The following is a 24,152-nucleotide window of genomic DNA, read 5'->3' on the forward strand; positions in this document are numbered from 1 at the left end:
CCGGTCAGCTTATCAGCGGGTCACGGCCCTGGACCACGATTTGAAACGCCGTCGCGCTACCCGGCGGCGGCGAGCCCATCCAGTTCCGCGACATCGGTTTCGGTGAGTTCCAGGTCGGTCACGGTGAGGTTCTGCTCCAGGTGCGCGACCGAGGACGTGCCGGGGATCAGCAGGATGTTGGGCGAGCGCCGCAGCAGCCAGGCGAGCGCCACCTGGCGGTCGGTCGCGCCGTGCCGGGCGGCCACGGCGTCGAGCACGTCGGCCTGGAACGGTTCGAAACCGCCCAACGGGAAGAACGGGACATACGCGATGCCCAGCCGCGCGGTCTCGTCGACCAGCGCGTCGTCACCGCGCGCGGTCACGTTGTACATGTTCTGCACACAGGCGATCGGCGCGATCCCGCGCGCCTGAGCCAACTGCGCGGACGTGACGTTGCTGACGCCGAGCTCCGCGACAAGGCCTTGCGCACGCAACTCGGCGAGCGCGGTCAGCGGCTCCTCGAGTGAGGTGTCGTCCATGAGCCGCAGGTTGACCACGTCGAGGCGGTCCACACCGAGGCGGGTGAGGTTGTCGTGCACGGCCGAGCGGAGTTCGTCGGCGGACAGCGCGGGCAGCCACGCGCCCGCGTCGTCGCGGCGGGCGCCGACCTTGGTGACGATGACCAGGTCGTCCGGGTAGGGCCGCAGCGCGGTCGCGATGAGTTCGTTGACCACGTACGGGCCGTAGTAGTCCGACGTGTCGATGTGGTCCACGCCCAGCTCGACCGCCCGGCGCAGCACCGCGATGGCCGCGTCGCGGTCCCGGGGCGGGCCGAACACGCCCGGTCCCGCCAGTTGCATCGCGCCGTACCCGATCCGGCCGACCTCGGCCGCGCCCAGCTTCGCCCTCTGCGCCATGCGCACACTATGCCCCCGATCGGTCGCGCGCGGTGAACGGCAGACCGGGTCGGGTGGTGCCGGGTCGTCGGTCAGAGCGCGGGGAAGCCCTGCGACCGGCGGTGCGGGAAGCGGGCGACGAGGGTGCTCCGGCCGTCCTCGTGGCGCAGGTCGACCCGGTCGGCGAGGACGCGGATCATCGGCAGGTTGAACCCGCCGTCCGGCGCGGCACCCTGGGCGGGCAGCTGCCAGGGACCGTCGTCGGACACGGTCAGCACGATGGCGGCCTTGCCCGCGTCGACGGTCTCCACCCGGATGGACACCTCGACCGACCCGGCGGCGACCTCCGGGCGGTAGCGGTGCACGACGGCGTTGGTCACCGCCTCGTCGGCGGCGGTGACGATGTCGCGCGCGGTCTCCACGGCGACACCTTGCTCGGCCAGCCACATCCGGACGTGGTTGCGCACCGGGACCAGGTGGGCGAGTCCGGGTGGCATCAGCACGGTCAACAGGTCACCGTCGGCGGTCGCGGTCACCCGTTCAGGCATGGGCCTGCCCGCCGTCCCGGTGTCCTCGGCATCCGGTGTAGACGCGATCGACACCGCGATGACCCCCTCCTGCGCGCCATAACCCTGTCATCCGATGAGTCGCCCCGCGCAACGTCCTCGTTACCGGCGGTTCACCCTAACCGGACGGGGCCGAAGATGGTCGGTGGTCTAGGCCACCTCGTCCCCGGCGCGGACCGGTCGGTCCGACCGGTCATAATCCGGCCGTGCTGGAGGGGACGTGGCGGGCGCTGGCGTGCGCGGACGCACCGGTGAACGAGGCGTGCCTGGCGGCGCTGCCGGACGGGTGGCTGGTGTTCACCGGCACGGCGCTGGTGGCGATCACCGGCGACGGCAGGCGCCGGGTGCTCGCGCGGCGGAAGCAGCCGCGCGAGCGGGAGCAGCCGTGGTCGTCGGCGCGGAGGCCGGGTCTGCACACGTCCCGGGACGGCCGCTTCGCGGCGCTGGTCACCGACTACGGCGCCCGCGGCCTGCTGTTCGACCTGTCGACGAAGTCGGTCACCCTGGAGCTGAACCGCTGGGACCACCACTCGCGGCACACCCGCTTCCCGCTGGCGTTCGTCGGCACGGGCGCGGAGACCGTCGTCATCGCGGGCACGGAGTGGAACCGGCTCGACGCGTTCCGGGCGGCCACCGGCGAGCTGCTCACCGACCGCGAGACCGGCCAGGACCACGACGCGGACATCTTCAACTCGTCGTTCCAGGGCGCCCTGTCGCTGAACCCGTCGGAGAGCCTGCTGCTCAACGACGGCTGGCTGTGGCAACCGATCGGCGTCCACTCCGTCATCGACGTCCGGGCCTGGCTCGGCGGTGACCGCACCGCCGCGGACCTCGACAACCACGTGGGCGCGTACCGCGACCTCTGGGACACCTCGACCGCCTGGCTCGACGACTCGACGGCCGTGGTCCAAGCCGACGGCCACGCCGAGGTGCTCGAGTTCCCGGGCGACGAGGTGACCCGCCGGATCCCGCTGCCGCCGGGTCCACTGTGGTCGTTCGGGGGTCGGCTCCACGTCGCCGCGGCAGGGGGCCTGGAGGTGTGGTCCCCGGACGAGCGGATCGGCGTACTGGCGGGGTTCCACCCCAGCGCCCAGGACCCGAAAACCGGCACCCTGGCGTCCCTGCGCGACGGCGTCCTCCGGACCTGGCGCCCCGACCCGCGGGCCTAGTCGCGCCGGTCGGCACTGGGGCCGCTGGTGCGGGACCGGCGGCGGTTGGCGCCGTGGCCCGCCGAGCAGCCGGACCGGGTGGTCTCCCCGGTCTGACCGGATCGAGTGGTCCGCGGGGCGCGGCCCGGCGGTGGCGCCTATGGTCGGCCCGAGGGTCGTCGACCGCGTCGGCGGAAGTGCCGATGAGCGCCGCAGTGACGGACGCGCCCGCGCCGCCGGCGCTGTCGCGCGGCCGGACGAACCTGGTGTTCGGCACGATCGTGCTGGGCATGCCGCTCTCCGCCCTGGACCGGACGATCGTGGCGACGGCGCTGCCGACCATCGTCGGCGACGTCGGCGGGGCCGGGCACATGAGCTGGGTGGTGACCTCCTACATCCTCGCCGAGACCGTGGCCACCGTGCCGGCGGGCAAGTTCGGCGACCTGTTCGGCCGCAAGCCGGTGTTCCAGCTCAGCGTGGCGGTGTTCATCACCGGCTCGTTCTTCTGCGGCCTGGCCGACAGCATGGGCGCGCTCATCGCGGTGCGGGCCGCGCAGGGCGTCGGCGGTGGTGGTCTCGCGGTCACCGCCACGGCGCTGGTCGCCGACGTCATCCCCTTGCGCGAGCGCGGCCGGTACCAGGGCGCGCTCGGCGCGGTGTTCGGCGTGACGACGGTGACCGGGCCGCTGCTCGGCGGGCTGTTCACCGACCACCTGTCCTGGCGCTGGGCCTTGTACGTCACCGTACCGCCGGCGCTGGTCGTCATCGTGCCGGCCGCGCGCCATCCCGGGCCACGGCGACCGGTCGCACCCCCGGATCGACTACCTGGGCGTGCTGTTCATCGCCCTCGGCGCCGGCGGCTGTTCCGCGGCCGGGTGTTCACCATCGCGGGCGCGGCGGTCACCGGGGTCGGCATGTTCCTGCTGTCCACACTGGACCAGCGCACGACGGTGCTGGTCCAGTCGGTCGCGATGTTCGTGCTGGGCGCGGGGATCGGCCTGGTCACGCAGGTGCTGACGATCGTCATGCAGCACACCGCCGACTACCGCGACCTGGGCTCGGCTACTTCCGGGGTGACGTTCTTCCGCAACCTGGGCAGCTCCTTCGGCGCCTCGATCGCCGAGGCGCTCCGGGTCGTGTTCCCGCGGGCCCGACCACATCGACCCGTCGGTGCTCGACGTCGAGGTGCACGCAGCCGTTCGGCGGATCACCCGCCGCCTGGTGCTGGAGCAGCAGCGCGAACTCCAGCCGACCCGAGCCGGACCGAGGTCCGCATTCCCGGCGTCGGCGCGGAATTCTCGTCAGTCTCCTTTTCAGACGGACGACACTTTCGGAAAATATCAGGATTCCCAGACGGTAAACGTGGACGATTCGACCGTTTCCGCTGGTGATCTTGTCCGCTACATTGCGGTTACCACCGATTTCACGGCGGTGGCGGATCCGCGTTCCAGGAGTCCCACCGCGTCGAGCCGGGTCCGCCGATTCCCCGATCCTGAGAGGGAGATCCGTGCGGTTCCCCGCGAGGAAGTACCTACCCCCGGTCCTGACCCTGACCGCCGTCGCGACGCTCGCCGTGGTGGTCCAGGCGGGCGCCACCTCCGAGGCCGAGGCACCGGCCCAGGTCGTGGCGGGCGCCGAGACGACCACGCCGACGTCCCGGCCGCCCACCACCCTGCCCCCGCTGCCGCCCGCCTGCCCCCCGGTCACGACGACGACCTACACCACCACCCCGGGCGGCACGACCTACACCACCCCGCAGCCGACCTCCGCGGCCGGCCCGGAGGCCGCGCTGACCACCTTCCCGCCCAGCTCGCCGACCTTCCCCACGCCCACCCCGCGACCGGGGGTCAACTTCGCGCTGGAGGGCTGGGCGCAGGCGTCGTCGACCTACCCGTCGTACCTGGCGAGCAAGGTCAACGACAACGACGTGAGCACCGAGCTGGGCTGTGCGCACAGCTGGTCCAACGACCGCGACCGCTCCCCCACGACCACCCCCGAGTGGGTCCAGGTCCGCTGGGCCCTGCCCCAGCAGGTGAGCCGGGTGGTCGTCCACACCTCCGACGGCTACCAGCTGCGCGACTTCGACGTCCAGGTGCTCAGCCAGAACGAGCAGTGGTGGGACACCGTCGCCACCTACAACTACAACACCCAGAACAAGGTCACCGCCTGGTTCGGCAACCGCGCCACCCGCGGTGTCCGGATCCTGGCCAAGACGGGCCCGTCGCACCAACCGGCCTTCGCCCGGGTCAACGAGATCCAGGCGTTCCTGTACTGATCGACCACCGAGCGCGGGCCCGGGTGGGAGTCGCCACCCGGGCCCGCGCGGTTTCTCGACGAGTGAGGCAGCACACCCACCGGATCGGTCGGTGGCCCCGCGGCGGCGGCGGTAGCGTCGAGCCGGTGAAGCAGTCGCCCCAGCGGGACGCGGACGAGCGCATCCTGGACCGAGCCGCCGCCCTCTTCGCGCAACACGGGTTCGCGCACACCTCGCTGCGGGACCTGGCGGACGCCGCCGGGCTGTCCAAAGCCGGTCTCCTGCACCACTTCCCCACCAAGGAAGCCCTCTTCGACGCCGCCATCGCCGTGGGCCGCGACCGCAGCCGGGAGCTGCTCGACCTGGTCGCCCACCTGCCGCTGGGCGCCGAGCGCGACCGCCGGGCCGTCGAACTGCTCACCGACCTCGCGCTGGAGCGCCCCGGCCTGGTGGCGCTGGCCTCCCGGTCGATCACCGCGCTGGCCACCGCCGACCCGGCCATCCCCGACCACGGCGACGGGTACGTCTTCGAGATGTTCGGCGTGGCGGGCGAGACCGAGCGGCTGGCGCGGGTCGTCGGCGCGCTGGGCGGGCTCGTCGTGCTGTGCCTGCTCGCCCGCCACCGCGACGACCGGGACGCGTGGCGCGGGCACATCGTCGCCACCTGCCTCGGCGCGCTCGGCGCCCCCTGACCCGGCGGCTACCATCGGCCCGGACCGGGGAGGTGGGATGGTCGACGATCGACCGACCGGACTTGAGCGGCTCGCGCTGCGGGCGCCGCTGCTGGCCTACCGGGCCGGGTTGGGGCAGCTGTTCGGCACCCGGCTCGTGCACGTGACCCACAAGGGCCGCACGAGCGGGAAACCTCGGCACGTCGTCCTCGAGGTCGTGCGGTACGACCGGGAGCGGCCGGAGATCGTGGTCGTCACCGGGTGGGGGCCGCGCAGCGACTGGTACCGGGACCTGCGGGTGAACCCGGCCATCGAGGTGCGGTTCGGCAAGGAGCGCTGGGCCGAGCCATCGCACCGCCACCTCGACGCGGCCGAGACCGACTCGGTGCTGCGCGCCTACCGCGACGAACACCCGCGGCTGTGGCCGGAGGTCGCGCCGCACCTCGGACTCCCGGACGACCCGGCGAACCCGGAGTGGGCGCGGACCATCGACCACATCGGCGCCGTGGCGTTCTCACCGCGCTGACAGCGCCTCCCGCCGGACGCGGCTCTTGGCCGCGACCGCCAGGGCGACCGCGATCAGGCCCACCGCCACGGCGAACGTCGCGCGCGTCCCGGCGGCCACCCCGGCGGGCACGGCGGTCGTGATGTCCGCGCTGGACGAGGCCCACGCGAACACCGCGCCCAGCGCGGAGGTCCCGGTGACCAGACCCAGGTTCCGGGCGAGGTTGAGCAGACCGGAGACCACGCCGCGCCGGTCGGCGGGCACGTCCGCCATGACCGCGGTGTTGTTGGCCGTCTGGAACAGGGCGTAGCCTGCGGTCGTCACCGCCAGCGGCACGACGTATCCGGCGATGCCCAGCGACGCGGGTGCCACGGCCAGCAGTCCGCAGCCGAGTGCCAGGGCCGACAACCCGAGGAGTGTGACCCGCCGAGCGCCGACCCGGTCGACCAGCCGTCCGGCGGGCACGCCGGTCAGGGCGGTCACCAGCGGCCCCACGGTCATGACCAGTCCCACGACGGCGGGTGCCAGGCCCAGCGCCCGGGACAGGTGGAACGGCCCGACGACCAGGGTCGCCATCATCACCGTCGACACGATCGCGCTCGACGCGAGCCCGGGGGCGAGCACCCGGTCGCGCAGCATTCCCAACCGCACCAACGGGTTCGCGACCCGCCGCTGCGAGCGGAGGAAGAATCCCAGCCCCACAGCGGAAACAGCGATCAGCGCCATGGTCACCTCGCCGCGTCCGACGGTCAGGGCGAGTGCGTACGCGGTCAACGTCAGCGCCAGCAGCGCGGTCCCGACCCGGTCGAACCCGGCCCGGTCGCCGGTCGCCCGGTCGGCGGGCAGGTACCGGTACGCGAGAACCAGCGCCACGGCACCCAGCGGGGCGCCGACGAGGAACACCGCCCGCCACCCGAACCCGGCGATCAGCACGCCGCCCAGCGTCGGTCCCAACGCCGTGCCGACGGCCGACATCGTGCCCAGCAGTCCCATCGCGCGGCCGGTGCGCTCCTTCGGCACCGTGTCGCCGACGAACGCCAGCGCCAGCGCCATCATCAGCGCCGCGCCCAGCCCCTGCGCCACCCGTCCGGCGACCAGCAGCCACAGCGACGGGGCGAGACCGCACAGGACGGACGCGGCGGTGAACACCGCCAGCCCGCCGAGCAGCGCACGGCGTCGCCCGAGCAGGTCGCCGAGGCGCCCCGCGCTGACCACCAGGGTGGTGATGGCCAGCAGGTAGCCGAGCACCACCCACTGGACCCTCGGGAACGTCGCGGAGAACGCGCCCGCCAGCGTCGGCAGCGCGACGTTGGCGACGCTGGTCCCCAGCGCGGACAGCAACACCGACAACGACAGACCCGCGAGTCCCGATCGAATCCCCATGGCGACCACCTCGTCCCTTGTGACCCTCTGCGCGAAGCATGGGTCCGGTCGACAAGGAAGTCGCAGTAAACTTGCCGGTGTGGCAAACGACGACACGGCGGTGCTGGCGGCGGTGGGGCCTCGGCTGCGCGCGCTGCGCAAGCTGCGCGGCACCACGTTGAACCAGGTCGCGGAGGCCACCGGCATCTCCGTGAGCACCCTGTCGCGGCTGGAGTCCGGGGAGCGCAAGCCGAACCTGGAGCTGCTGCTGCCGCTGGCCCGCGCCTACCAGGTGCCGCTGGACGAGCTGGTCGGCGCGCCCGCCACGGGCGACCCGAGGGTGCGGCTCAAGCCGATCAGGCGCGGGGGCGCCACGATCGTCCCGCTGACCCAGCACCCGGGCGGGCTCCAGGCGTACAAGATGGTCATCCCGGTGTCGCGGAGCGAGCCGGACCCGCGCACCCACGAGGGCTACGAGTGGCTGTACGTGCTCAACGGGAGCCTGCGGCTGGTCCTCGCCGAGCACGACGTGGTGCTCAAGGCTGGTGAGGCCGCGGAGTTCGACACCCGGCTCCCGCACTGGTTCGGCTCGACGGGCGACGCGCCGGTGGAGATCCTCAGCCTGTTCGGTCCGCAGGGCGAGCGCATGCACGTGCGGGCCCGACCGAAGGACGATTGACGGATATTCGACCCATCGCTGTTCAGCGGTGCGGGAACGATTCAGAAGCGCGGCGCGGAATAGCGCGGCGTTCGCGGGCGCGCCATGGCGCCGGTCGCGGAATTGTCCGCCGGTGCTGAACGGTCCGGTCGAGGGGTCTCGCCGGACGCGTTCGTCCGCACCGACTCCCACCACGACCCACTCCGGCACCACCCTCCCGGCGGGAGGGCCCTTTTCGTCCGGAGTGGACTCGTTGGGGTTCTTGCTGTTCTTGACTTACCGGGTGACCAGGTGACTGTCCCTGGTGGATCAGCCGACCTGGTGTCGGGGCGGCTGGTTCTCCGCCTGGTCCGTGCCGTTCGCGACCGAGGCGGTCAGGCCGGTGTGCTCACCGGCGCCTTCCTGCTGTTCGGTGCGGATGTTGACAAGTCGGGTCCGGCGGGGATTCGCGACGCCGGTCCAACGGTCGAGTTCACTCATGACTTTCCTCCCACACCAATGTCTCACGCGCGCTGTTGTTGTTCCCAACAGGCCCACCCGTCGAAACAATGAGATGTGTCACGTAACCTGGTCGGCCGTTCCGGCGACCAGCGCGGTTTTTCGTCCAACACGCGGCGAACGCGTTACGCGCCGCCCAACACCGCGTTCGCGAGAACCGCCAAGGCGGCCTTGATCCGGTCCGCCCCGAGCCCGAGCACCACGCGCTGGTGGTGGAAGACGTCCGGCGCCAGCGGCGCGAGGAGGAGGTCGACGGCGGCGTCGGGGTCCGGGCCGTCCGCCGCCACCACCAGGGCCCGCACGTGCGCCCGCCAGAACCCGTAGGCCCCGGTCTGGAACCGCGACCGCCCCACCTCGACCCCCAGTGCGAGGTGGACGTGCCGGTCGAGCAGGTCCACCATCGCGCCGTAGAAGGCGCACAGGCGGTCCCCGGGCGCCGCGCCGGGCCCCAGCGGCGGGGGGCCGCCGAGCAGCAGCTCCTGGACGGCCCGCTCGTGGGTGTCGAGCAGGGCGACGGCGATCGCCGCCCGGTCCGGGTAGCGGCGGTAGAGGGTCCCCCGGCCGACCCCGGCGGCCCGGGCGATGTCGTCCATGGTCACCCGGTCCGCCCCGCGCTCGGCGTAGAGCCGCTCAGCCGCCGCGAGGATCTTCTCCCGGTTCCTGGCCGCGTCGGCCCGCTCACGCGGCGGGTCGTCCCCCAGGAGGTTCACGGCACCACCCTAACGATGAAGTGGACAAGGTGTCCAGTTAGCCGGTACAAGTGGACGCAGTGTCCGCTTGACCCCGGAGGTTCCCGTGTCCCACCTGCTCCACCTCGACACCAGCGCCCGCCCAAACTCGGCCTCCCGCGCCCTGACCGCGCGGTTCGCCGAGACCTGGTCGCGCGCGCCGGGCACCACCCGCGCCTACCGCGACCTGGCCGCCGACCCGGTGCCGCCGATCGGCGAGGGCTGGACCCACCTCTGCGACGAGCTGCTGCGCCGGGGGCTCACCGATCCCGTCCGCTACCGGGAGGCCGTCACGACCCCGGCGGCCGAACGCGCCTGGGCGGTCGTCGAGCCGCTGCTGGCCGAACTGCTCGCCGCCGACGTCGTGGTGATCGGCTGCCCGATGTACAACTACTCGGTTCCCGGCGCGCTCAAGACCTGGATCGACCAGGTGACCTTCCCCCGGATGTCCCTGACCGGGCGCCGGTTCGCGGTGCTCGGCGCGCGGGGCGGCGCGTACGGGCCGGGCACGCCGCGCGAGCCGTACGACCACCAGGAGCGGTACCTGCGCGATTTCCTCGCGGGCCACTTCGCGGTCGAGGACGTGACCTTCGCGCACGCCGAGCTGACCAACACGGCGGTGGATCCCCTGCTGGCCCACCTGACCGAGGCCCACCGGGACTCCGTCGCGGCGGCCGAGTCCGCGGTGGACGCGCTCGCCGCGGATTGGGCGGCGCGGTCGTGAACTGGTTGACGTTGGTGGCCGCCGGGGTGGTGGAGGTGGCGTTTGCGTTGAGCATCAAGCCGACCGAGGGGTTCACGCGGCCGTTGCCGGCGTTGGTGTGCTCCGTGTTGGGCGTGGGGGCGGTGTTCTTGTTGTCGCGGGCGATGGAGAGCATTCCGGTGGGGACGGCGTACGCGGTGTTCACCGGGATCGGCGCGGTCGGCACGATCGCCTTCGGGGTGCTGGTGCACAAGGACCCCTTGAGCCTGGGCCGGGTCCTCGCGCTGGCGTTGATCGTCGGTGGGGTCGTGCTGGCGCGGGCGGCGGAGTGAGGACGATCAGCCCGGGGCCGCGCGGATCACGGCGATGTCGGGGTTGTGGAGCTTGCGCGGGCTGGCCGGACCGTCGCACCAGACGGTGTCGTCGGTGACGTGCCAGCCGGGTGCGCCCCAGAAGCGGTCGGGGCGAGCAGTTCCCCCGCCACCGCGCGCTGGTCGCGGATCGCGCCGACGGCGGTCAACGCGTCCGCGACGCGGTCGACGGCGGTGGGCGGGGTCGCGGCGTCACCGAAGGCGGGCAGCAGCAGGAGCAGGTGGGCGGGCTCCGCGCGCACCGCCAGGTCCGGCCAGGACAGGCCCGGGCCCGCGAAGTGACCGTCGAGGGCGGCGACGTGGACGGCCGGGCCGCGCGGCGGCGTGATCAGGTAGTCGAAACCGGCCTCGCCGGACAGGTTGCGCATGACCACGTGGACGCGGTGGCCATCCCGGACCGGGACCGTGAACACCGGCCAGCGCGACTCGTCCAGGAGTTCGCGCGCGAGCGGGCCCGCCTCATCCGATTCCACTCCGAACGCGCCCGGCGCGGAGGGCGCGTCCCCGACCCAGGCGAGGAACGGCGGCCAGAAGTGCTTTTTCGACAACAGGTCCGACCGGTCGACGAGCACGGGCGGTGACGACTCGAACGGGTCAAGGTAGCCGGGAATACGCACACAGCGAGTGTGTCAGCCACCCGATCGTGTTCATCGGTGAGGGGCGTGTTGCGAGTGACCACACACGCGTCTTAGATTCGGGACTCGAATAGCCGGTTTGTCGAATAGCGCGATTCCGCGCGTCGGGGCGGCATTCCGGCGGTATTCCCGATCAGGGGGTGTCCGGCGGTGCGGGCGGAACTGGAACGGCGGTCGGCGGGTGAGGTGCTCGCGCACGCGCGGGCCGCGTGCGCGGAGGTGCTGCGGGGCGAGGTCGACCACCTGCCCGGCCCGCTGCGCCTGATGGTGGGCTACCACCTGGGCTGGTGGGACGAGGCCGGGACACCGACCGCGCGCGGTGGCGGCAAGGGGCTGCGGCCCGCGCTGGCCATCGCGGCGGGTCGGGCCTGCGGCGACGCGGACGCGGCCGTCCCGGCGGCGGCCGCGGTGGAGTCGGTGCACGACTTCACCCTGATCCACGACGACATCATGGACGGCGACCGGATGCGGCGCGGCAGGCCGACGGTGTGGACGGTCTGGGGCGTCGGCAACGCGATCCTGGTCGGTGACACGCTGCATTCGCTCGCCACCCGATTGGTGGCCGCCGGGATGCCCGCGCCGGTGGCCGCCGTGACCCGGCTCGACGGGTGCGTGGTCGAGCTGTGCCACGGCCAGTACGAGGACTGCGCGGCCGAGTCCGGGCACGACGACCCGACGCTCGACCGCTGCGTGCGCACCGCGCTGCGCAAGACCGGCTCCCTGTTCGGCGCGGCCTGCGCGCTGGGCGCCATGGCCACCGACGCCGACCAGGACGTGGTGGCCGCCCTCGACGCGTTCGGCCGCGACATCGGCGTCGCGTTCCAGGTCGCCGACGACCTCATCGGCATCTGGGGCGACCCGGCGATCACCGGCAAACCGGTCGGCGCCGACCTGTCCCGGCGCAGGCACTCCCTGCCGATCGCCGCCGCGCTGTGCTCGGGCACGGCGGCGGGCCGGGAGCTGGCGGACATGTACGCGTCGAACCAGCCCGTGGACATCGACCGGGCGGCCACCCTGGTCGACGCCGCGGGCGGGCGCGGCTGGGCGAGCGACTACGCCGCCGAGCGCGTCACGGCCGCGCTCGCCCACCTCGCGGACCTGCCCCACCCGGACGACCTGCGCACCCTCGCCACCCTCGCGGGCCACCGCGAAGCCTGACCGTCAGTGGTGCCCCCGCCTGCCGAGGGTCTCCTCCGGGGTGGCGCCGGGCCGGTCCCACTGCGGCACCGGGCGGCTGGTCGGCCCCCAGGTGGGGCTGCCGTCCGCGGCCGAGCGCCAGGACCAGCAGGCGTCGCGGCCCTCGGGCCAGCCCTCGGGGTTGTCCTCCCAGCGCTCGCCCCGGCCGTAGGGGGTCCGGTCGAGCAGGTTGAGCGACGGGTTGATCGCCTCGATGCCGCGGCCCGTCGTGGCGTAGGTGAGGTACGCCGCGTCCGGCGCGTGCCAGGCCGCGGTCGTGCACCCCTCGCACCGGCCCTGGTGCGGCGCGCCGTCGTACCACATGTGCTTGTGGGCGATCAGTTCGTCGCGGCCCTGGAACAGGTCCAGGAACGGCACCGGGCCCTCAGGAGTACATGCCGGGTCCGAACACCTCGTAGTGGATCCGGTCCGCGGGCACACCGCGGTCCAGCAGCGCGGCGCGAACCCCGTGCATGAACGGGATCGGGCCGCAGAGGTAGGCGTGGGCGTTGTCCGGCAAGGGGATCTCGTCGACGTCGAGCGCGTGGCCGTGCGCGGTGCGGGTTTCCACGCTGGTCATGGTGGCGGCGAGGTGGGTCATCTCGGCGTGGTGGGCGTGCCGGTCCGCGCTCCGCTCGGCGTGGGCGAGCACGACGGGCCGGGTGGGTTGGGTGTGCGAGAGGTGGTCGAGCATCGCGGCCATCGGGGTGACGCCGACGCCCGCGCTGATCAGCACGACCGGGTCGGTGCCGTCGGCCAGCGCGGTGTCCCCGGCGGGCGGGCCGACCAGGACGGTGTCGTCGGCGCGGACGTGGTCGTGCAGGAAGTTCGACACCGCGCCACCCCCGACGCGGCGGACGGTGATCCGCAGGCAGCCGCGACCGGGTCCCTGCGACAGCGAGTACTGCCGCGGCTGGCGGTGGCCGTCGGGCAGGTCGACGGCCACCGAGACGTACTGGCCGGGGTGGAAGTCCGGGACGGGCCCGCCGTCGTCGGGGACCAGGGTGAACGACACGGTGTCCACGGCCTCGTCCTGCCGCTTGGCGACCCGCCACCGCCGCCACACCGAGACCGGCTCGACGCCCGCGGACGCGTAGAGCCGGGCCTCGGCGGCGATGAGCTCGCAGGCCAGCAGCCAGTACACCTCGTGCCACGCGGCGACGACGTCCGGCCCGACGCCCAACACGGTGACGACGGCCTCCAGCAGGTGCCTGCCCACGACCAGGTACTGGTCGGGGCGGATGCCGAGCGACACGTGCTTGTGCGCGATCCGCTCGGCGATCGGCCCGAAGTCCGGCCGCGCGGGGCCGGTGCCGGTGAGGTGGCCGCCGTAGGCGACGACCGCCGCCGCGAGCGCGGCCCGCTGCCTGCCGTTGGCCTGGTTGCCCTGGTTGAACAGGTCCAGCAACTCGGGGTGGGCGGCGAACATGGACGCGTAGAACACGCCGGTGATCTCGGTGGCGTGCTCGGCCACGACCGGCAGGGTCGCGCGGACGACCTCGCGGGAGACGTCGGACAGCGGCGGGATGGCGGGGTTCTCGGTCACGGGTTCACGGTGCGCCCGGGCCGCGGCAAGATCGAGAGGCGCAACGTCTCGCGCCACCAGGTCTTTGGTCCCGAGTCGGAACACCGCCGTTGGAGTGAACTCCGCCACTCGATTGGGGACTTGGTACGCCTCGCTCCCCCGTGGAACACCTACCTGGGTGCGCGGAAGCCGCCGATCGCCTCCTCGAGGAGTTCGGCCAGTCGCAGCGGGGTGCGGTCCTCGAACAGCGGGCCGATGAGCTGTACGCCCACGGGCAGGCCGTCGGGGGACGGGCCGGTCGGGATGGCGGTGGAAGGTAGGCCGGGCATGGTGGCCAGGCCGGCCCAGACGAGCTGGTCGAAGAACGGGTACGCGGCGCCGTCGATGTCGATCCGGCGGCCCAGCAGGTCGGGGTCGTGGTCGTGCGGGAAGGCGGGGGTCGGCGTGATCGGGCAGACCACGGCGTCGAACTCGGCGAAGAACCGCCGCCAGCCGTGGCGGTGGGACTCGCGGAGGGCGTTCGCCTCGAGCCAGTCGCGGTGGCTGAACACCATCGCGCGCCACCGCGCCGCGTCGAGGCTCTGGTCGTCCGGGCGCAGTGCGGCGGCGCGGGCCCGCAGCTGTTCGTACTCGTCGACGGGGAACCGCGCGACGGAACCCGAGCACAGCAGGTTCGTGTAGAGCGTGGCGGCCTCGGCCAGGTCGGGCAGCAGTGGACTGTGCCGTACGACGCGGGCGCCGCCGTCGACGAGCGCGTCGGCCACCCGGTTCACGCCCGCCCGCACCGCGGCCCCGGTCGGGATGAACGGGTGTTCCTCCAGGACCAAGACCCGGAAGTCGCCCAGCCGCTCGTGCCGGGCGGGCGGCAGGGCCACGCGGTGCGCCATGCCGTAGGTCAGCGGGTCCGGGCCCGCCATGACGTCGAGCAGCAGGGAGAGGTCGCGAGCGGTGCGCGCCATCGGACCGACGACGGCGAGGTCGTGCTCGACCGGCCACGCGGGCGCGTCCGGCGGGACCATGCCGCGACTGGCCACCAGCCCGACCGTCGGCTTGTGGGCGTAAACACCGCAGAAGTGCGCGGGGGTGCGCAGCGAGCCCCCGAGATCGGAGCCGATGGACAACGCGCCGAACCCGGCCGCCAGCGCCGCCGCCGACCCGCCCGAGGAACCGCCCGAGGTCCGTTCGGGATTCCACGGGTTGGTTGTGGTGCCGTAGATCTCGTTGAAACTCTGCAGGTCCTGCAACCCCAGGGGCACATTGGTCTTGCCGAGCACCACCGCGCCCGCGTCCCGCAGTCGCGACACCTGCACCGCGTCCGCGGTGGGCACGAAGTCCCGGTACCGCGGCATTCCCCAGGTCGTCGGCAGGCCCGCGATGTCGTAGGACTCCTTTACCGTCACCGGAATCCCGAGCAACGGCCGGTCCACACCGCGCGCACGCGCCTGGTCGGCCTCGCGCGCGGCGGCCCGCGCGCGGTCGAAGTCCGGCACGCAGATCGCGTTGATCACCTTGTCGTCGCGCTCGATCCGCGCGATCGCCTCGTCGGTCAGGTCCACCGAGGTCACTTCACCGGCACGCAAAGCAGCCGCGAGTTCTTCCGCGGTCGGAAAGTTCAACTCCATGATCCGACCGTACTGACCCCCGGCGGAGGCCATAAAACACGAATTCGCACAACAGGTCGAGAGCGGGGAGGCGAACCTCTCACCTCCCCGCTCCGATCGCTACGCGCAGGCCAAGGTGGGCGCACCGGTGGTGGAACCCGCCGACGAGAGAGTCGCCAGTGGCGCGCCCGCGAAGCCGAGGATCCCCTGGGTGGTCGCGCGGACCGCGGTGCCGGGGGTGAATCCGGTGCTGTCGAACGCGATCGCGCCGCGGTCGGCGGCCGGGGCGGAACAGGTGACGCGCAACGAGAGCACGAAGCCTGCCGCCTTCGCGGCGGGCAGGATCCGGCCACCCGCGCGGAACGCCTGCCCGGCGAGGCCGGTGGTGCTGGCGTTCGCGGTGCCCGACCCCGTTCCGGTGACGCCGCCGTTCGACAGCTGCTGGGACTTGAGCCAGGTCAGCCCCTTCTGCGCCGCCGTGTGCCGACCGGTCGCCAGGAGCGCCTGGGTGACCATGGCGGTGGCGTCGGCGTCGCTGACGCAGGTGGGCGTGCCGTAGTAGAGCGGGAAGCCGCCGTCCGCGCACTGGGTGCCGACGGTGAAGTCGACGGCCGCGGTCGGCGCGCCCGCCGGGGTGCGGTCGAGGGCGAGGAGGGCGAAGGACTGGGTGAAGGCGTTGCTGTAGTCGCCGTAGACCGAGCGGTCGGAGTAGCGGCCCGACGGCGTCAGCAGCGTGCCGAGGCGGGCGATGAGGTCGACGCCGCCGAACGCGGTCGGGTCGGCGCCGCGGACCTGCGCGGCGAAGGCGGTCTTCGCGGTGGCGCCCGCGTAGGCCTCGGTGCCGCCGTCACCGAGGTAGCCGGTCAGGACGTCGGGGCGGGCCAGCCAGGTGAGGGCGGCGGCGCCGTAGTCGTCGGCGGAGCGCGCGGCGGCGAAGGCGAGGACCGCGTCGATGGTCAGGCCCGCGTCGGGGTAGCTGGTGCCGTCGAACGTGGTCTCCAGGTGGTCACCGTCGACGAACTGGCGGGCCGTCCAGCCCGCGGCGGCCCGGTCGGGGCGGTGGGTGGTGGCGCCCGCGGCGGGCGCGGCGACGACGGTGGCGGTCACGCAGATCGCGGCGACCAGGGCAGCGCGGAATCTCATGTGGGCCTTTCCGGCGCGCGGGCCGGGACGCGGCGCGGGCGCGGCGTTCCCCGGCCCGCGAACCACGACGGGTGAGGTGTGTCTCGAACCCGGCGCGGGTAATCGGACTCGCCACCGCGGGGGTGGCACACCGTTGCGGGTCAGCGCCGGATTCCCACCGGACTTCCCCCGTCGCCGGGCGTTGCCAGTCTCCCAGGCGCGCCCGCGCGGTCAATCGGCCATCCGGGCGCACGGGCGCCGGAGTGTCGAAAGTGGACCGCAATGGCCTCGCCCGAATGCCATACCCGCTGGTATCCGCGCTGTCGAGCGGGCCGGAGCGGACCGTTCGCGGTTATCATCCGGCGGTGACCACCTTCCGGCTCGACCAGAGCGACAACGTCCGCACGAAGGCCGAACGGGACACGATCCTGGCGGACCCGCGGTTCGGCACCGTGTTCACCGACCACATGGCCACGGCGGTCTGGACCGAGGGCGACGGCTGGCGCGACCACACCGTGGGTCCGCTGCGCCCGTTCTCGGTGCACCCGGCCGCGGCCGTGCTGCACTACGCGCAAGAGGTGTTCGAGGGCCTCAAGGCCTACCGGCACGCCGACGGCAGCGTCTGGCTGTTCCGCGCCGACGCCAACGCCGAGCGCTTCCAGCGGTCCGCCCGGCGGCTCGCGCTTCCCGAGCTCGACACGGCCGCCTTCCTCGACGGCATCGAGCAGCTGGTCCGCGTCGACGCGGACTGGGTGCCCGCGCCGGACGGGGAGAAGAGCCTGTACCTGCGGCCGTTCATGTTCGCCACCGAGCCGTTCATCGGCGTGCGGCCCGCGCGGGAGGTGACGTACTGCCTCATCGCGTCCCCGGTCGGCTCGTACTTCCCGTCCGGTCCCACGGGCGTGAACCTGTGGGTGACCGACGAGTACGTCCGCGCGGCCCCCGGCGGCACGGGCGAGGCCAAGTGCGGCGGCAACTACGCGGCCGGTCTCGCCGCGCAGCTCGCGGCGCAGGAGAACGACTGCGACCAGGTGCTGTTCGTGGACGCCGTGGAGCGCGAGTGGCTGGAGGAATCCGGCACGATGAACGTCTTCGTGGTCACCCGGGACGGCGAGCTGGTCACACCGGGGCTGGGGACCATCCTGGCGGGGGTCACCCGCGGCAGCGTGCTGGCACTGGCCGAAGACCACGGGCTCACCCCGGTGCAGCGCCGGATCGGCGTCGGCGACCTGCGCGCGGGCTGCGCGGACGGCTCGATCACGGAGATCTTCGCGGCGGGCACGGCGGCGGTGATCACGCCGATCATCGGCTTGCGGGGCAAGGACTTCGACCTCACCGTGGGCACCGGGAAGCCCGGCGAGCGCACGCTGGCGCTGCGCGAACACCTGCTGGACATCCAGTTCGGGCGCGCGGCCGACACGCGCGGGTGGCTGCGCCGGGTCGTGTGACGGGTGGGTGGCGGCTCGCGTGAGCCGCCACCGCTTTCAGGCCCGGCCCAGGGCGGCGACGACGATCCGGGCGGCCTCGGCGACGATCGGGCGCGCGGGTGGTTCCGCCTTGGTCGGGGCGGTGTAGACGCCGATCAGCCAGGGACCGCGGCCGGGTGGCCAGGCGATGGCGACGTTGTTGACCTCGCCCGCCGCGCCGGAGCCGCTCTTGTCGCCCGCGCGCCAGTCCGCCGGGAGACCCGCGCGGACGAGGTCCTTGCCGGTGGTGCTCCCGACCAGCCACCCCGTCAACCGGTCCCGGCCCGTCGGCGCCAGCGCGGTGCCGAGGAGCAGCGCGCGGTAGGTCTCCACGATGCGTCGAGGGGTCGTGGTGTCGCGCTCGTCGCCGGGGGCGCCGACGTTCAGGCTGGTCTCGTTGCGGTCCATCCTGGTGATGTCGTCGCCGAGCGAGCGGACGAACGCCGTCGCGCCCGCGGGGCCGCCGACCTCGTCGAACAACAGGTTCGCGGCCGTGTTGTCGCTGACGCCGACCGACGCCGCGCACAGCTCCGCCACGGTCATCCCGGTGTCGACCCGCTCCCCGGTGACCGGCGCGTACTCCTCCAGCCGCGACCGGTCGTAGCGGACGAGCTTGTCCAGGTACCCGGGATCGGCCTCCGCCCGCCGCAACACCGCCCCCGCGACCAGCGGCTTGTGGGTGGAGCAGGCGAGGAAGCGCTCGTCGGCGCGGTGCCCGACCGCGGCCCGGTCCCCACGTCGACCGCGAACACGCCGAGCCGTCCGCCCATCCGGGCCTCCAACTCGGCGAACGCGGCCGGTTCGGTCGTCGTGGTGACCACAGTGGACGGTGGCGCTTTCTCGGGCTGCCCGGCGCACCCTCCCGCCAAAGCCCCCACCCCGGCCAACAGGGCCACCCTGCGTGAAACGGTTGTCATGGATCCCCCCTTGATCATCGTCCACCGTAGGCGTGGACGCGGGGAAAGTCGAACCGGTTAACCGGACAACTCGTCGACCACTTTCCTTCTCGCCGGTGCGTTAGCATCGCGCCATGCTCGACGGTGAACCGGCCGCCGACGCCCGGGCCGTACTGGGCGACCTCCGGAGCTGGCTCATGACCCACGACAACTGGACTCGGATAACGGCCCTCATCCACCAGTTGGCCCACCACATCGCCACCAACGACACGGCCGCCGCCGAACAAGTCATCGCCGAACTCGAGTCGTACAGCCCCCTCCGCCTGACCCGCATCACCCACGACGACGGCGGCAGCGCCCCACCCGAGACCCTGGAGGCCAGCGCCGAGGTCGTGGAGTCGTTGCGGGAAGACCCACCCACCCCCAACGTCGTCCCTTGAGGTCGCGGTGCCATCTTCGGACAAAGCCGGTACTCCGGAGTCGCCGTGGTCCACCGCGCGTCAACACACAACCACACCCTGACAGCATTCGAGCACACTGTCGCGACCGCCGAGCAAAGCAACAGCCTCGCGATGTTCCGGGGCGCCGAGTTCCTGGACACGGCCGACTTCCACCGCACACGGTTTGATTCCGTACATCGCTTTCGCGACAGCACGTTCCGCGCGAAAGCTCGCTTCGATCACGCCGTCTTCCACGGCGATGCCGACCTGGACGGCGCGCACATCGCCGAGGCCAACCGCTCGGGCACTTCCCGTGGAGCCCGACCCTCGACCACGAGTCGGTCTAAGGTGGCGATATGACCCGCGTCTCCGGCCAGGAGCTGGTCGTGCACCTCTACGCCCCCGTCGACGGGCCGCGGGCGGCCGCCGGGTGGGTGGCGTTGCGCGAGGTGTGGTCGCGGTGCGGGCGGTTGCTCGGCACCACCGACCCGATCACCGAAACCGGACTTCCCACCGCCTTCCCGGACACTCCCGGGCAGGCCGCGATGGCCGCCGCCGAGGGGCGGGGTGGGGACTTCCAGGTCGTGCTGCGCCGGTATCACGAGGAGGTCAACCTCTCGGTCGCGATGGCGCCAGCCGACGCCGGGTGGGTGGAGGCGCATCGGTGGTGGGCCGAGGTTCGGGCGGATGCCACCGAACCGCTCACCGCCGAGGTCGTTGTCTCGCAGGGGCGGGTCGCCGAGCTGGCGCGGACGGCGCCCGCCGAGGTCGCGGCCGCCGCTCTGCTGGCGCTGCCCCGGGACGCGCGGCGCGCGCGGTGGCCAGAGGCCGCCGCGCACGGTACGGGGTTTCTCGTGTGGGAGCCCGACGCCACCGTTCTCCCGGACCGCCACCTGGTCGTCGTCGCCGACGAGACCCAGGACCGCGACCTGAGCACCTGGACGTGGAGCGACGGCGGCACCACCCTGCCGCCGCTCGCCCGCTACCTGCTGCACGCCGGGAATCTCCGCCACCACGCCCGCGTCTGGGACCGGGAGCGCCGGTCGCTCGCTCAGCTCCGCGGCGCCGTCGACACTACCGCTTCCCAGGCACGGCAAGGGTTCTCCGCGTCGGTCCTGGCCCGATTGCGTGATCTCGAAGCGGAGCTGCTGTTCTGCGGGACCCGCGCGCGACGCATGTCCCGGGCCGTCTCAACCGAAGCGGCCCTCATGGGCGTGCCGCTACCCGGCGACCGCGGCCGCGCGGACTGGTTGCTGGCCGAACTGTCCGCCACCATCGCCGCGCTCGCCGAGTCCGCCGCCCTGGCCAAGGGAACCCGCGAACTGGGCCACGACTTCACCGCCCCGCCGCCCCTCGACCACCCGGAAGCACCGACCAAGGTCCGCGCCACACCGCGGAAACCGACCACCGCGACCAGGATCGGCTTCGCCCTGGACATCGTCGGCTACGGCACCCGCCCGCCGGAACGCCGGTCACGCTTGCAAGACCGCCTCCTCGCCATCGTCCAGGACGTCCTCGCCCACCTCGACCTCGACATCTCCGACACCGACCACCAAGGCGCGGGCGACGGCCTCTTCGCCTTCCTACCGCCCTCCGTCGACGCCACCAAAGCCCTGAACGTCTTCTTGCGACAAACAACGGCCAGACTCGAAGAGGACAACGACGAATTCCGCGACCCGATCCGCCTCCGCTTGGCCGCCACCACCGGTCCGGTAGGCCTGGCCGCCCTCGGTTTCGCAGGCGACACCCCCACCGTCCTGGGCCGCCTGCTCGACTCGCCTCCCGTGCGCGCCGAAGCGAGAACCCGGGACCTGGCCGCGATCATCGCCGATCGCCTCTACCACCTCGCGGTCGACGAACCCTGGAGACCCGACTTCACCAAGCACACGGTCCAGGTCAAGGACTTCACCGCCGACGCCTGGCTCTGGCGGCCCGCTCAGCCGTAGTGGACGTACCCGGCCCAGCACCAAGGCTTGTCGGGCAACAACTCCCGCACCCGCACCGCGGCCCGCCGCACGGCCCCCGCCGCCAAGTCCGAATCCTCCCCCATGTCCCGGTAGACCAACCGCGTGACCCGGTGCGCGATCCGGTCGGGCACGGGCCACAGGGTCGCGATGACGTGCCGGTACCCGAGCAGTTGGAACACCGACGCCAAGTGCACCGCCTCGTCCGGCAGCGCGGTCCCCGGCCTGCTGGTCGAACACGCCGCCAGGAACGCCAGTTCCGCGTCGGGCAGGCGAACCCCGGCCAACACCGACACCGGCAGCGGCTCGTCGGCGATCAACGCGCTGGCCCACGGATCGGCCAGATCACTGTGCGCGTGGCAGGCGAAGTGCGCCCACGGGTGCCGCCCGAGCGCGGCCACGACACCGTCCGCCACGAACTCCGCGGCGCCGAAATGCGCGCGCAGCCAGGTTTCGGAGTCCATGGCCGCGGGCAACTCAGCCGCCCCTCCGGTCACCGGCATCGTCACCACCGCCGCCGACCAGGGCCGCCGGGTCCGCGCGCGCGAGGTCACCGGCATCACGCGATACGAACTGTCGACCTGGTCCAGCACCGACTCCCCACCTCGGTGCCCGGCCGCGTGCAGCGGCAGGAACGCGAGGAACCCCGACGGACTCCACCGGATCGGCCGGTCCGTCCCGGTCACGGCCAGCACGGGCGCCGCGATCGCGTCCCACAACCAGGCCAGCAACCCGAACAGCCACTCGTCGTCCCGGTCGCCCGCGAGCAGCCCGGTCACCCACTCGGCCACCTGCTCGGCGCGGGCATCGGGCAGCGGCACCAACTCGATCCCGGAATGCCGCAGCACCAACGCATCGGAACGCAGGGTGCTCACGTTGAGCAGAACCAGGGGACCCTCGTCGGCCGCGGGCAGGGGCTCGCGTGGTGTCCGCAGCAGATCCCCTTGCCGGGAATGGATTTCCGCCAGCACGGACTCCCGTTCCCGCACCGCCGCCCGCCGGCGCTCCACGACATCACCCGCGGACTCGTAGTAGTCCACTGTGTCCAGTTCGCGGGACAGCGCCGCCAACCGGTCCGCCAACGCGGGATCGACCCGCCGCAGCCGCGCGAGGTCACGGCCGCGCGAGAGCGCCCGCCCCAGCAGCACGGCCCGGGCCCGGTGCCACACCTCGACCGCGCCCTCCAGGTCCCCGGCCAGCACCGCGGTCGCCACGGCGTCCACGGCCAGACCCGCGTACGGCGTCAACCGCGTCGTGGCGTCGACCCGGTCCAACTCGGCGGGAACCGTCCGGTCGAGCAGGTCGACGACCATCCGCAGCGCCCGTGCCGCGCCCGCCCAGTCCCCCAGCGCCGCCGCCTCCCCCGACGCCCGCCGGGCCGCCGCGGCGCGGACCCCGGGTGGGGCCACGTCGAGCGCCGCGGCCCGTTCAGCGAACGCACGGGCCTCTTCCCCGTCCGCCGAGGCGGCGGAACGCAGCAGCAGCGACTGCCCGAGCAGGGGGTGGTCCGGCTCGGTGGCGGTGATCGCCCGGTCGGCGGCCGCCGCCGCGGCCGTGCGGTCGGCCGGGTCCTCGGTGCGGCCATACCGGGTGAGCAGCGCGTTCGCCAGCGCGGTCAGCGGGACGGCCGCGTTCGGTCCACGCACGTTCACCGCGCCCAGGATCTCGATGGCCCGGTCCGGCTCCGCCTCGCCGAACAGGCCCGCGTAGTTGACGAGCAGGCTCACCGCGGCAGGATCCCCCGGGTCCACGCCGTCGATCGAGGCACGGGAGTGTTCCAGCGCGGCGATCCGGTCGCGCTCGTCGCCCGTCGACAACCAACGACGATGGCGGTCCAGCGCCACCGAGCCGCGCAGGTGGCGGTAGTGCGCGTGGCTCGGCGGCGTCCGGGCGATGGCCTGCTCGGCGGTCGCGATGGCGTCGTCGAGGTCGGCCCGGGCACCGGAGTGCCGGTGGCGGGTCGACAGCAGGGTGGACAGGTTGGCGAGGCCACCGGCCCGCCAGAGGTCGTCCGGCCCGGTCTCGGCGAGCACGGCGCGGAACAGGTCGATCGCCTCGTCCGCCAGGTCGGGCCGGTGGTGGCGCTCGGACGACTCGGCGAGCGCCATGGCCAGGGCCGCGCGGGTACCGGGGTCGACCGCCACCGACCGGGCCAGGTCCAGCGCCTCGGCCAGGTCGCGGGCGTCCCCGGTGTCGTCGGCGCGGGTCACCAGCGTGGACACCAGGTTCGCCACGGCCGACGGCCGGAACGGCCCGGTCCCGTCGGCGGCGGACCGGAGCGCGGCCACGGCGTCGTCGAGGTCCGCCGGGTCGCGGGTCAACCCGTGCCGGGCCAGGAGCGCTGTGCCGAGGTTGGACCAGGCCTGGGCCGACGCGCCTGCCCGCGCGACCCGCCGGGCGACCTCGACGGCGGTGTCGAGGTCTTGGCGGTCGGCGCGCCGCTCTCCCCTGGCCCGCAACGGGTTCACCAGGTTCGTCAGGCAACTCGCGGCCAGGCCCGCGTTGTCGCCCGCGGCCCGCACGGCCGCCCACCCGACCTCCACCGACGCGTCGAGGTCGGCTTCGGCGGAGGCCCGTTCGAACCGCGCGTAGTAGGCGCAGCAGAGCGTCATGAGGCCGGTCGCGAGTTCGACGGCGTCGAGCCGCTCGACGAGCGCGCCCCGCAGCAGGTCGATGACGCGGTCGACGTCCGCGCGGTCGCCTCGGACATCGGCCCTGGTGAACAGGACCGTGGCCCAGGCCAACCGGTACCGGACGCCGCGCGGCGCGATCGACTCGGCCACCGCGCACGCCTCGTCCAGCGCCGCCGCGTCGCCGCTGCACTGGTGGAGTTCGCGCAACGCGACCGCGCGGATGAACCGATCACCCGGTTTGCGCGATCCCCGCAGCCCGTCGGCGACCCGGGCCAGGCGCGCGGGATCCCGCGCCGCGGCCGCGGCCTGGACCTCCCGTCGGAGGCTGGACCCGCGCATGACCGCCACCGTACCG

General features: G+C 73.2%; 24 protein-coding genes, 1 pseudogene and 1 riboswitch. Of the genes and pseudogenes, 13 read left to right on the forward strand and 12 right to left on the reverse strand.

Annotated elements, in window-relative coordinates; all coding sequences use genetic code 11:
• Positions 1 to 56 precede the first annotated feature (56 nt).
• Both V5P93_RS22900 and V5P93_RS22905 read right to left on the reverse strand, forming a co-directional pair.
• Complete coding sequence (locus V5P93_RS22900) at positions 57 to 896, reverse strand: oxidoreductase (RefSeq protein WP_104478836.1); 840 nt, start codon at positions 894 to 896, stop codon at positions 57 to 59.
• 71 nt (positions 897 to 967) lie between these two features.
• A complete protein-coding gene (locus V5P93_RS22905; protein WP_146107991.1) occupies positions 968 to 1,477 on the reverse strand; it encodes an ATP-binding protein in 510 nt (169 codons plus the stop codon).
• A 170-nt stretch (positions 1,478 to 1,647) separates the two neighbouring features.
• On the opposite strand from V5P93_RS22905, the gene V5P93_RS22910 reads away from it, so the two are divergent.
• The 5 genes from V5P93_RS22910 (at position 1,648) to V5P93_RS22930 (ending at position 6,040) form a co-directional block, all read left to right on the forward strand.
• Positions 1,648 to 2,610, forward strand: a complete 963-nt coding sequence (locus V5P93_RS22910; protein WP_104478834.1) for a hypothetical protein — start codon at positions 1,648 to 1,650, stop codon at positions 2,608 to 2,610.
• Between the two features lie 182 nt (positions 2,611 to 2,792).
• On the forward strand, positions 2,793 to 3,980 hold the full coding sequence (locus V5P93_RS22915; protein WP_245931224.1) for an MFS transporter: 1,188 nt from the start codon (positions 2,793 to 2,795) through the stop codon (positions 3,978 to 3,980).
• A gap of 116 nt (positions 3,981 to 4,096) precedes the next feature.
• Positions 4,097 to 4,864, forward strand: coding sequence for a hypothetical protein (locus V5P93_RS22920; protein ID WP_104478833.1), 768 nt, complete (start codon positions 4,097 to 4,099; stop codon positions 4,862 to 4,864).
• A 125-nt stretch (positions 4,865 to 4,989) separates the two neighbouring features.
• On the forward strand, positions 4,990 to 5,535 hold the full coding sequence (locus V5P93_RS22925; RefSeq protein WP_104479050.1) for a TetR/AcrR family transcriptional regulator: 546 nt from the start codon (positions 4,990 to 4,992) through the stop codon (positions 5,533 to 5,535).
• Positions 5,536 to 5,572: 37 nt separating this feature from the next.
• A complete protein-coding gene (locus V5P93_RS22930; protein ID WP_104478832.1) occupies positions 5,573 to 6,040 on the forward strand; it encodes a nitroreductase family deazaflavin-dependent oxidoreductase in 468 nt (155 codons plus the stop codon).
• On the opposite strand, the gene V5P93_RS22935 is transcribed toward V5P93_RS22930, so the two are convergent.
• The gene (locus V5P93_RS22935) at positions 6,029 to 7,402 is read right to left on the reverse strand and encodes an MFS transporter (protein ID WP_104478831.1); all 1,374 of its coding nucleotides are present in this window, start codon (positions 7,400 to 7,402) and stop codon (positions 6,029 to 6,031) included. The genes V5P93_RS22930 and V5P93_RS22935 overlap by 12 nt on opposite strands.
• 79 nt (positions 7,403 to 7,481) lie before the next feature.
• Between V5P93_RS22935 and V5P93_RS22940 the strand changes: the two genes are divergently transcribed.
• The gene (locus tag V5P93_RS22940; protein WP_104478830.1) at positions 7,482 to 8,060 is read left to right on the forward strand and encodes a helix-turn-helix domain-containing protein; all 579 of its coding nucleotides are present in this window, start codon (positions 7,482 to 7,484) and stop codon (positions 8,058 to 8,060) included.
• Between the two features lie 288 nt (positions 8,061 to 8,348).
• Here the strand turns inward: V5P93_RS22940 and V5P93_RS22945 are convergent, their stop codons facing one another.
• Together V5P93_RS22945 and V5P93_RS22950 are read right to left on the reverse strand one after the other, a co-directional pair.
• The gene (locus tag V5P93_RS22945) at positions 8,349 to 8,519 is read right to left on the reverse strand and encodes a hypothetical protein (protein ID WP_181043437.1); all 171 of its coding nucleotides are present in this window, start codon (positions 8,517 to 8,519) and stop codon (positions 8,349 to 8,351) included.
• Between the two features lie 143 nt (positions 8,520 to 8,662).
• Complete coding sequence (locus tag V5P93_RS22950; protein WP_342752263.1) at positions 8,663 to 9,238, reverse strand: helix-turn-helix domain-containing protein; 576 nt, start codon at positions 9,236 to 9,238, stop codon at positions 8,663 to 8,665.
• Between the two features lie 94 nt (positions 9,239 to 9,332).
• On the opposite strand from V5P93_RS22950, the gene V5P93_RS22955 reads away from it, so the two are divergent.
• Entirely contained in the window at positions 9,333 to 9,989 is a 657-nt protein-coding gene (locus V5P93_RS22955) for an FMN-dependent NADH-azoreductase (RefSeq protein WP_104478829.1), read from the forward strand.
• Positions 9,986 to 10,300 carry a multidrug efflux SMR transporter gene (locus tag V5P93_RS22960; protein ID WP_104479048.1) on the forward strand — a complete coding sequence of 105 codons (315 nt, stop codon included), beginning with the start codon at positions 9,986 to 9,988 and terminating at the stop codon, positions 10,298 to 10,300. Before V5P93_RS22955 ends, V5P93_RS22960 begins: the two co-directional genes overlap by 4 nt.
• 26 nt (positions 10,301 to 10,326) lie before the next feature.
• Here the strand turns inward: V5P93_RS22960 and V5P93_RS22965 are convergent, their stop codons facing one another.
• Positions 10,327 to 10,956, reverse strand: a complete 630-nt coding sequence (locus V5P93_RS22965; RefSeq protein WP_146107990.1) for a hypothetical protein — start codon at positions 10,954 to 10,956, stop codon at positions 10,327 to 10,329.
• A gap of 168 nt (positions 10,957 to 11,124) precedes the next feature.
• Here V5P93_RS22965 and V5P93_RS22970 point away from each other — a divergent pair, with 168 nt between their 5' ends.
• Entirely contained in the window at positions 11,125 to 12,132 is a 1,008-nt protein-coding gene (locus V5P93_RS22970) for a polyprenyl synthetase family protein (protein WP_104478827.1), read from the forward strand.
• A gap of 3 nt (positions 12,133 to 12,135) precedes the next feature.
• On the opposite strand, the pseudogene V5P93_RS22975 reads toward V5P93_RS22970, so the two are convergent.
• From V5P93_RS22975 to V5P93_RS22990, 4 genes and pseudogenes are all read right to left on the reverse strand, one after another.
• Positions 12,136 to 12,540, reverse strand: a pseudogene (locus tag V5P93_RS22975) (DUF899 family protein); the annotation flags it as partial.
• Positions 12,536 to 13,696, reverse strand: a complete 1,161-nt coding sequence (locus V5P93_RS22980; protein WP_245931221.1) for a globin domain-containing protein — start codon at positions 13,694 to 13,696, stop codon at positions 12,536 to 12,538. The gene V5P93_RS22980 and the pseudogene V5P93_RS22975, both read right to left, overlap by 5 nt.
• Before the next feature lie 149 nt (positions 13,697 to 13,845).
• Positions 13,846 to 15,297, reverse strand: coding sequence for an amidase (locus V5P93_RS22985; RefSeq protein WP_104479046.1), 1,452 nt, complete (start codon positions 15,295 to 15,297; stop codon positions 13,846 to 13,848).
• Between the two features lie 99 nt (positions 15,298 to 15,396).
• Positions 15,397 to 16,419, reverse strand: a complete 1,023-nt coding sequence (locus V5P93_RS22990; protein WP_104478825.1) for a peptidase — start codon at positions 16,417 to 16,419, stop codon at positions 15,397 to 15,399.
• 75 nt (positions 16,420 to 16,494) lie between these two features.
• A riboswitch (cobalamin riboswitch) is annotated at positions 16,495 to 16,638 on the reverse strand.
• 125 nt (positions 16,639 to 16,763) lie between these two features.
• Between V5P93_RS22990 and V5P93_RS22995 the strand changes: the two genes are divergently transcribed.
• On the forward strand, positions 16,764 to 17,846 hold the full coding sequence (locus V5P93_RS22995; RefSeq protein ID WP_245931220.1) for a branched-chain amino acid aminotransferase: 1,083 nt from the start codon (positions 16,764 to 16,766) through the stop codon (positions 17,844 to 17,846).
• A gap of 36 nt (positions 17,847 to 17,882) precedes the next feature.
• Here the strand turns inward: V5P93_RS22995 and bla are convergent, their stop codons facing one another.
• Positions 17,883 to 18,806, reverse strand: coding sequence for a class A beta-lactamase (bla, locus tag V5P93_RS23000; protein ID WP_374065064.1), 924 nt, complete (start codon positions 18,804 to 18,806; stop codon positions 17,883 to 17,885).
• Positions 18,807 to 18,894: 88 nt separating this feature from the next.
• Here bla and V5P93_RS23005 point away from each other — a divergent pair, with 88 nt between their 5' ends.
• From V5P93_RS23005 to V5P93_RS23015, 3 genes are all read left to right on the forward strand, one after another.
• Positions 18,895 to 19,200, forward strand: coding sequence for a CATRA system-associated protein (locus V5P93_RS23005; protein WP_104478823.1), 306 nt, complete (start codon positions 18,895 to 18,897; stop codon positions 19,198 to 19,200).
• Positions 19,201 to 19,332: 132 nt separating this feature from the next.
• Entirely contained in the window at positions 19,333 to 19,560 is a 228-nt protein-coding gene (locus V5P93_RS23010) for a pentapeptide repeat-containing protein (RefSeq protein ID WP_374066536.1), read from the forward strand.
• On the forward strand, positions 19,557 to 21,146 hold the full coding sequence (locus V5P93_RS23015; protein ID WP_104478821.1) for a CATRA conflict system CASPASE/TPR repeat-associated protein: 1,590 nt from the start codon (positions 19,557 to 19,559) through the stop codon (positions 21,144 to 21,146). The genes V5P93_RS23010 and V5P93_RS23015 overlap by 4 nt, the downstream gene beginning before the upstream one ends.
• On the opposite strand, the gene V5P93_RS23020 is transcribed toward V5P93_RS23015, so the two are convergent.
• On the reverse strand, positions 21,137 to 24,136 hold the full coding sequence (locus V5P93_RS23020) for a CHAT domain-containing protein (RefSeq protein ID WP_181043436.1): 3,000 nt from the start codon (positions 24,134 to 24,136) through the stop codon (positions 21,137 to 21,139). The genes V5P93_RS23015 and V5P93_RS23020 overlap by 10 nt on opposite strands.
• Between the last annotated feature and the right edge of the window lie 16 nt (positions 24,137 to 24,152).

Origin of the sequence: Actinokineospora auranticolor, assembly GCF_041897805.1 — a bacterium.
GTDB classification, from domain to species: domain Bacteria; phylum Actinomycetota; class Actinomycetes; order Mycobacteriales; family Pseudonocardiaceae; genus Actinokineospora; species Actinokineospora auranticolor.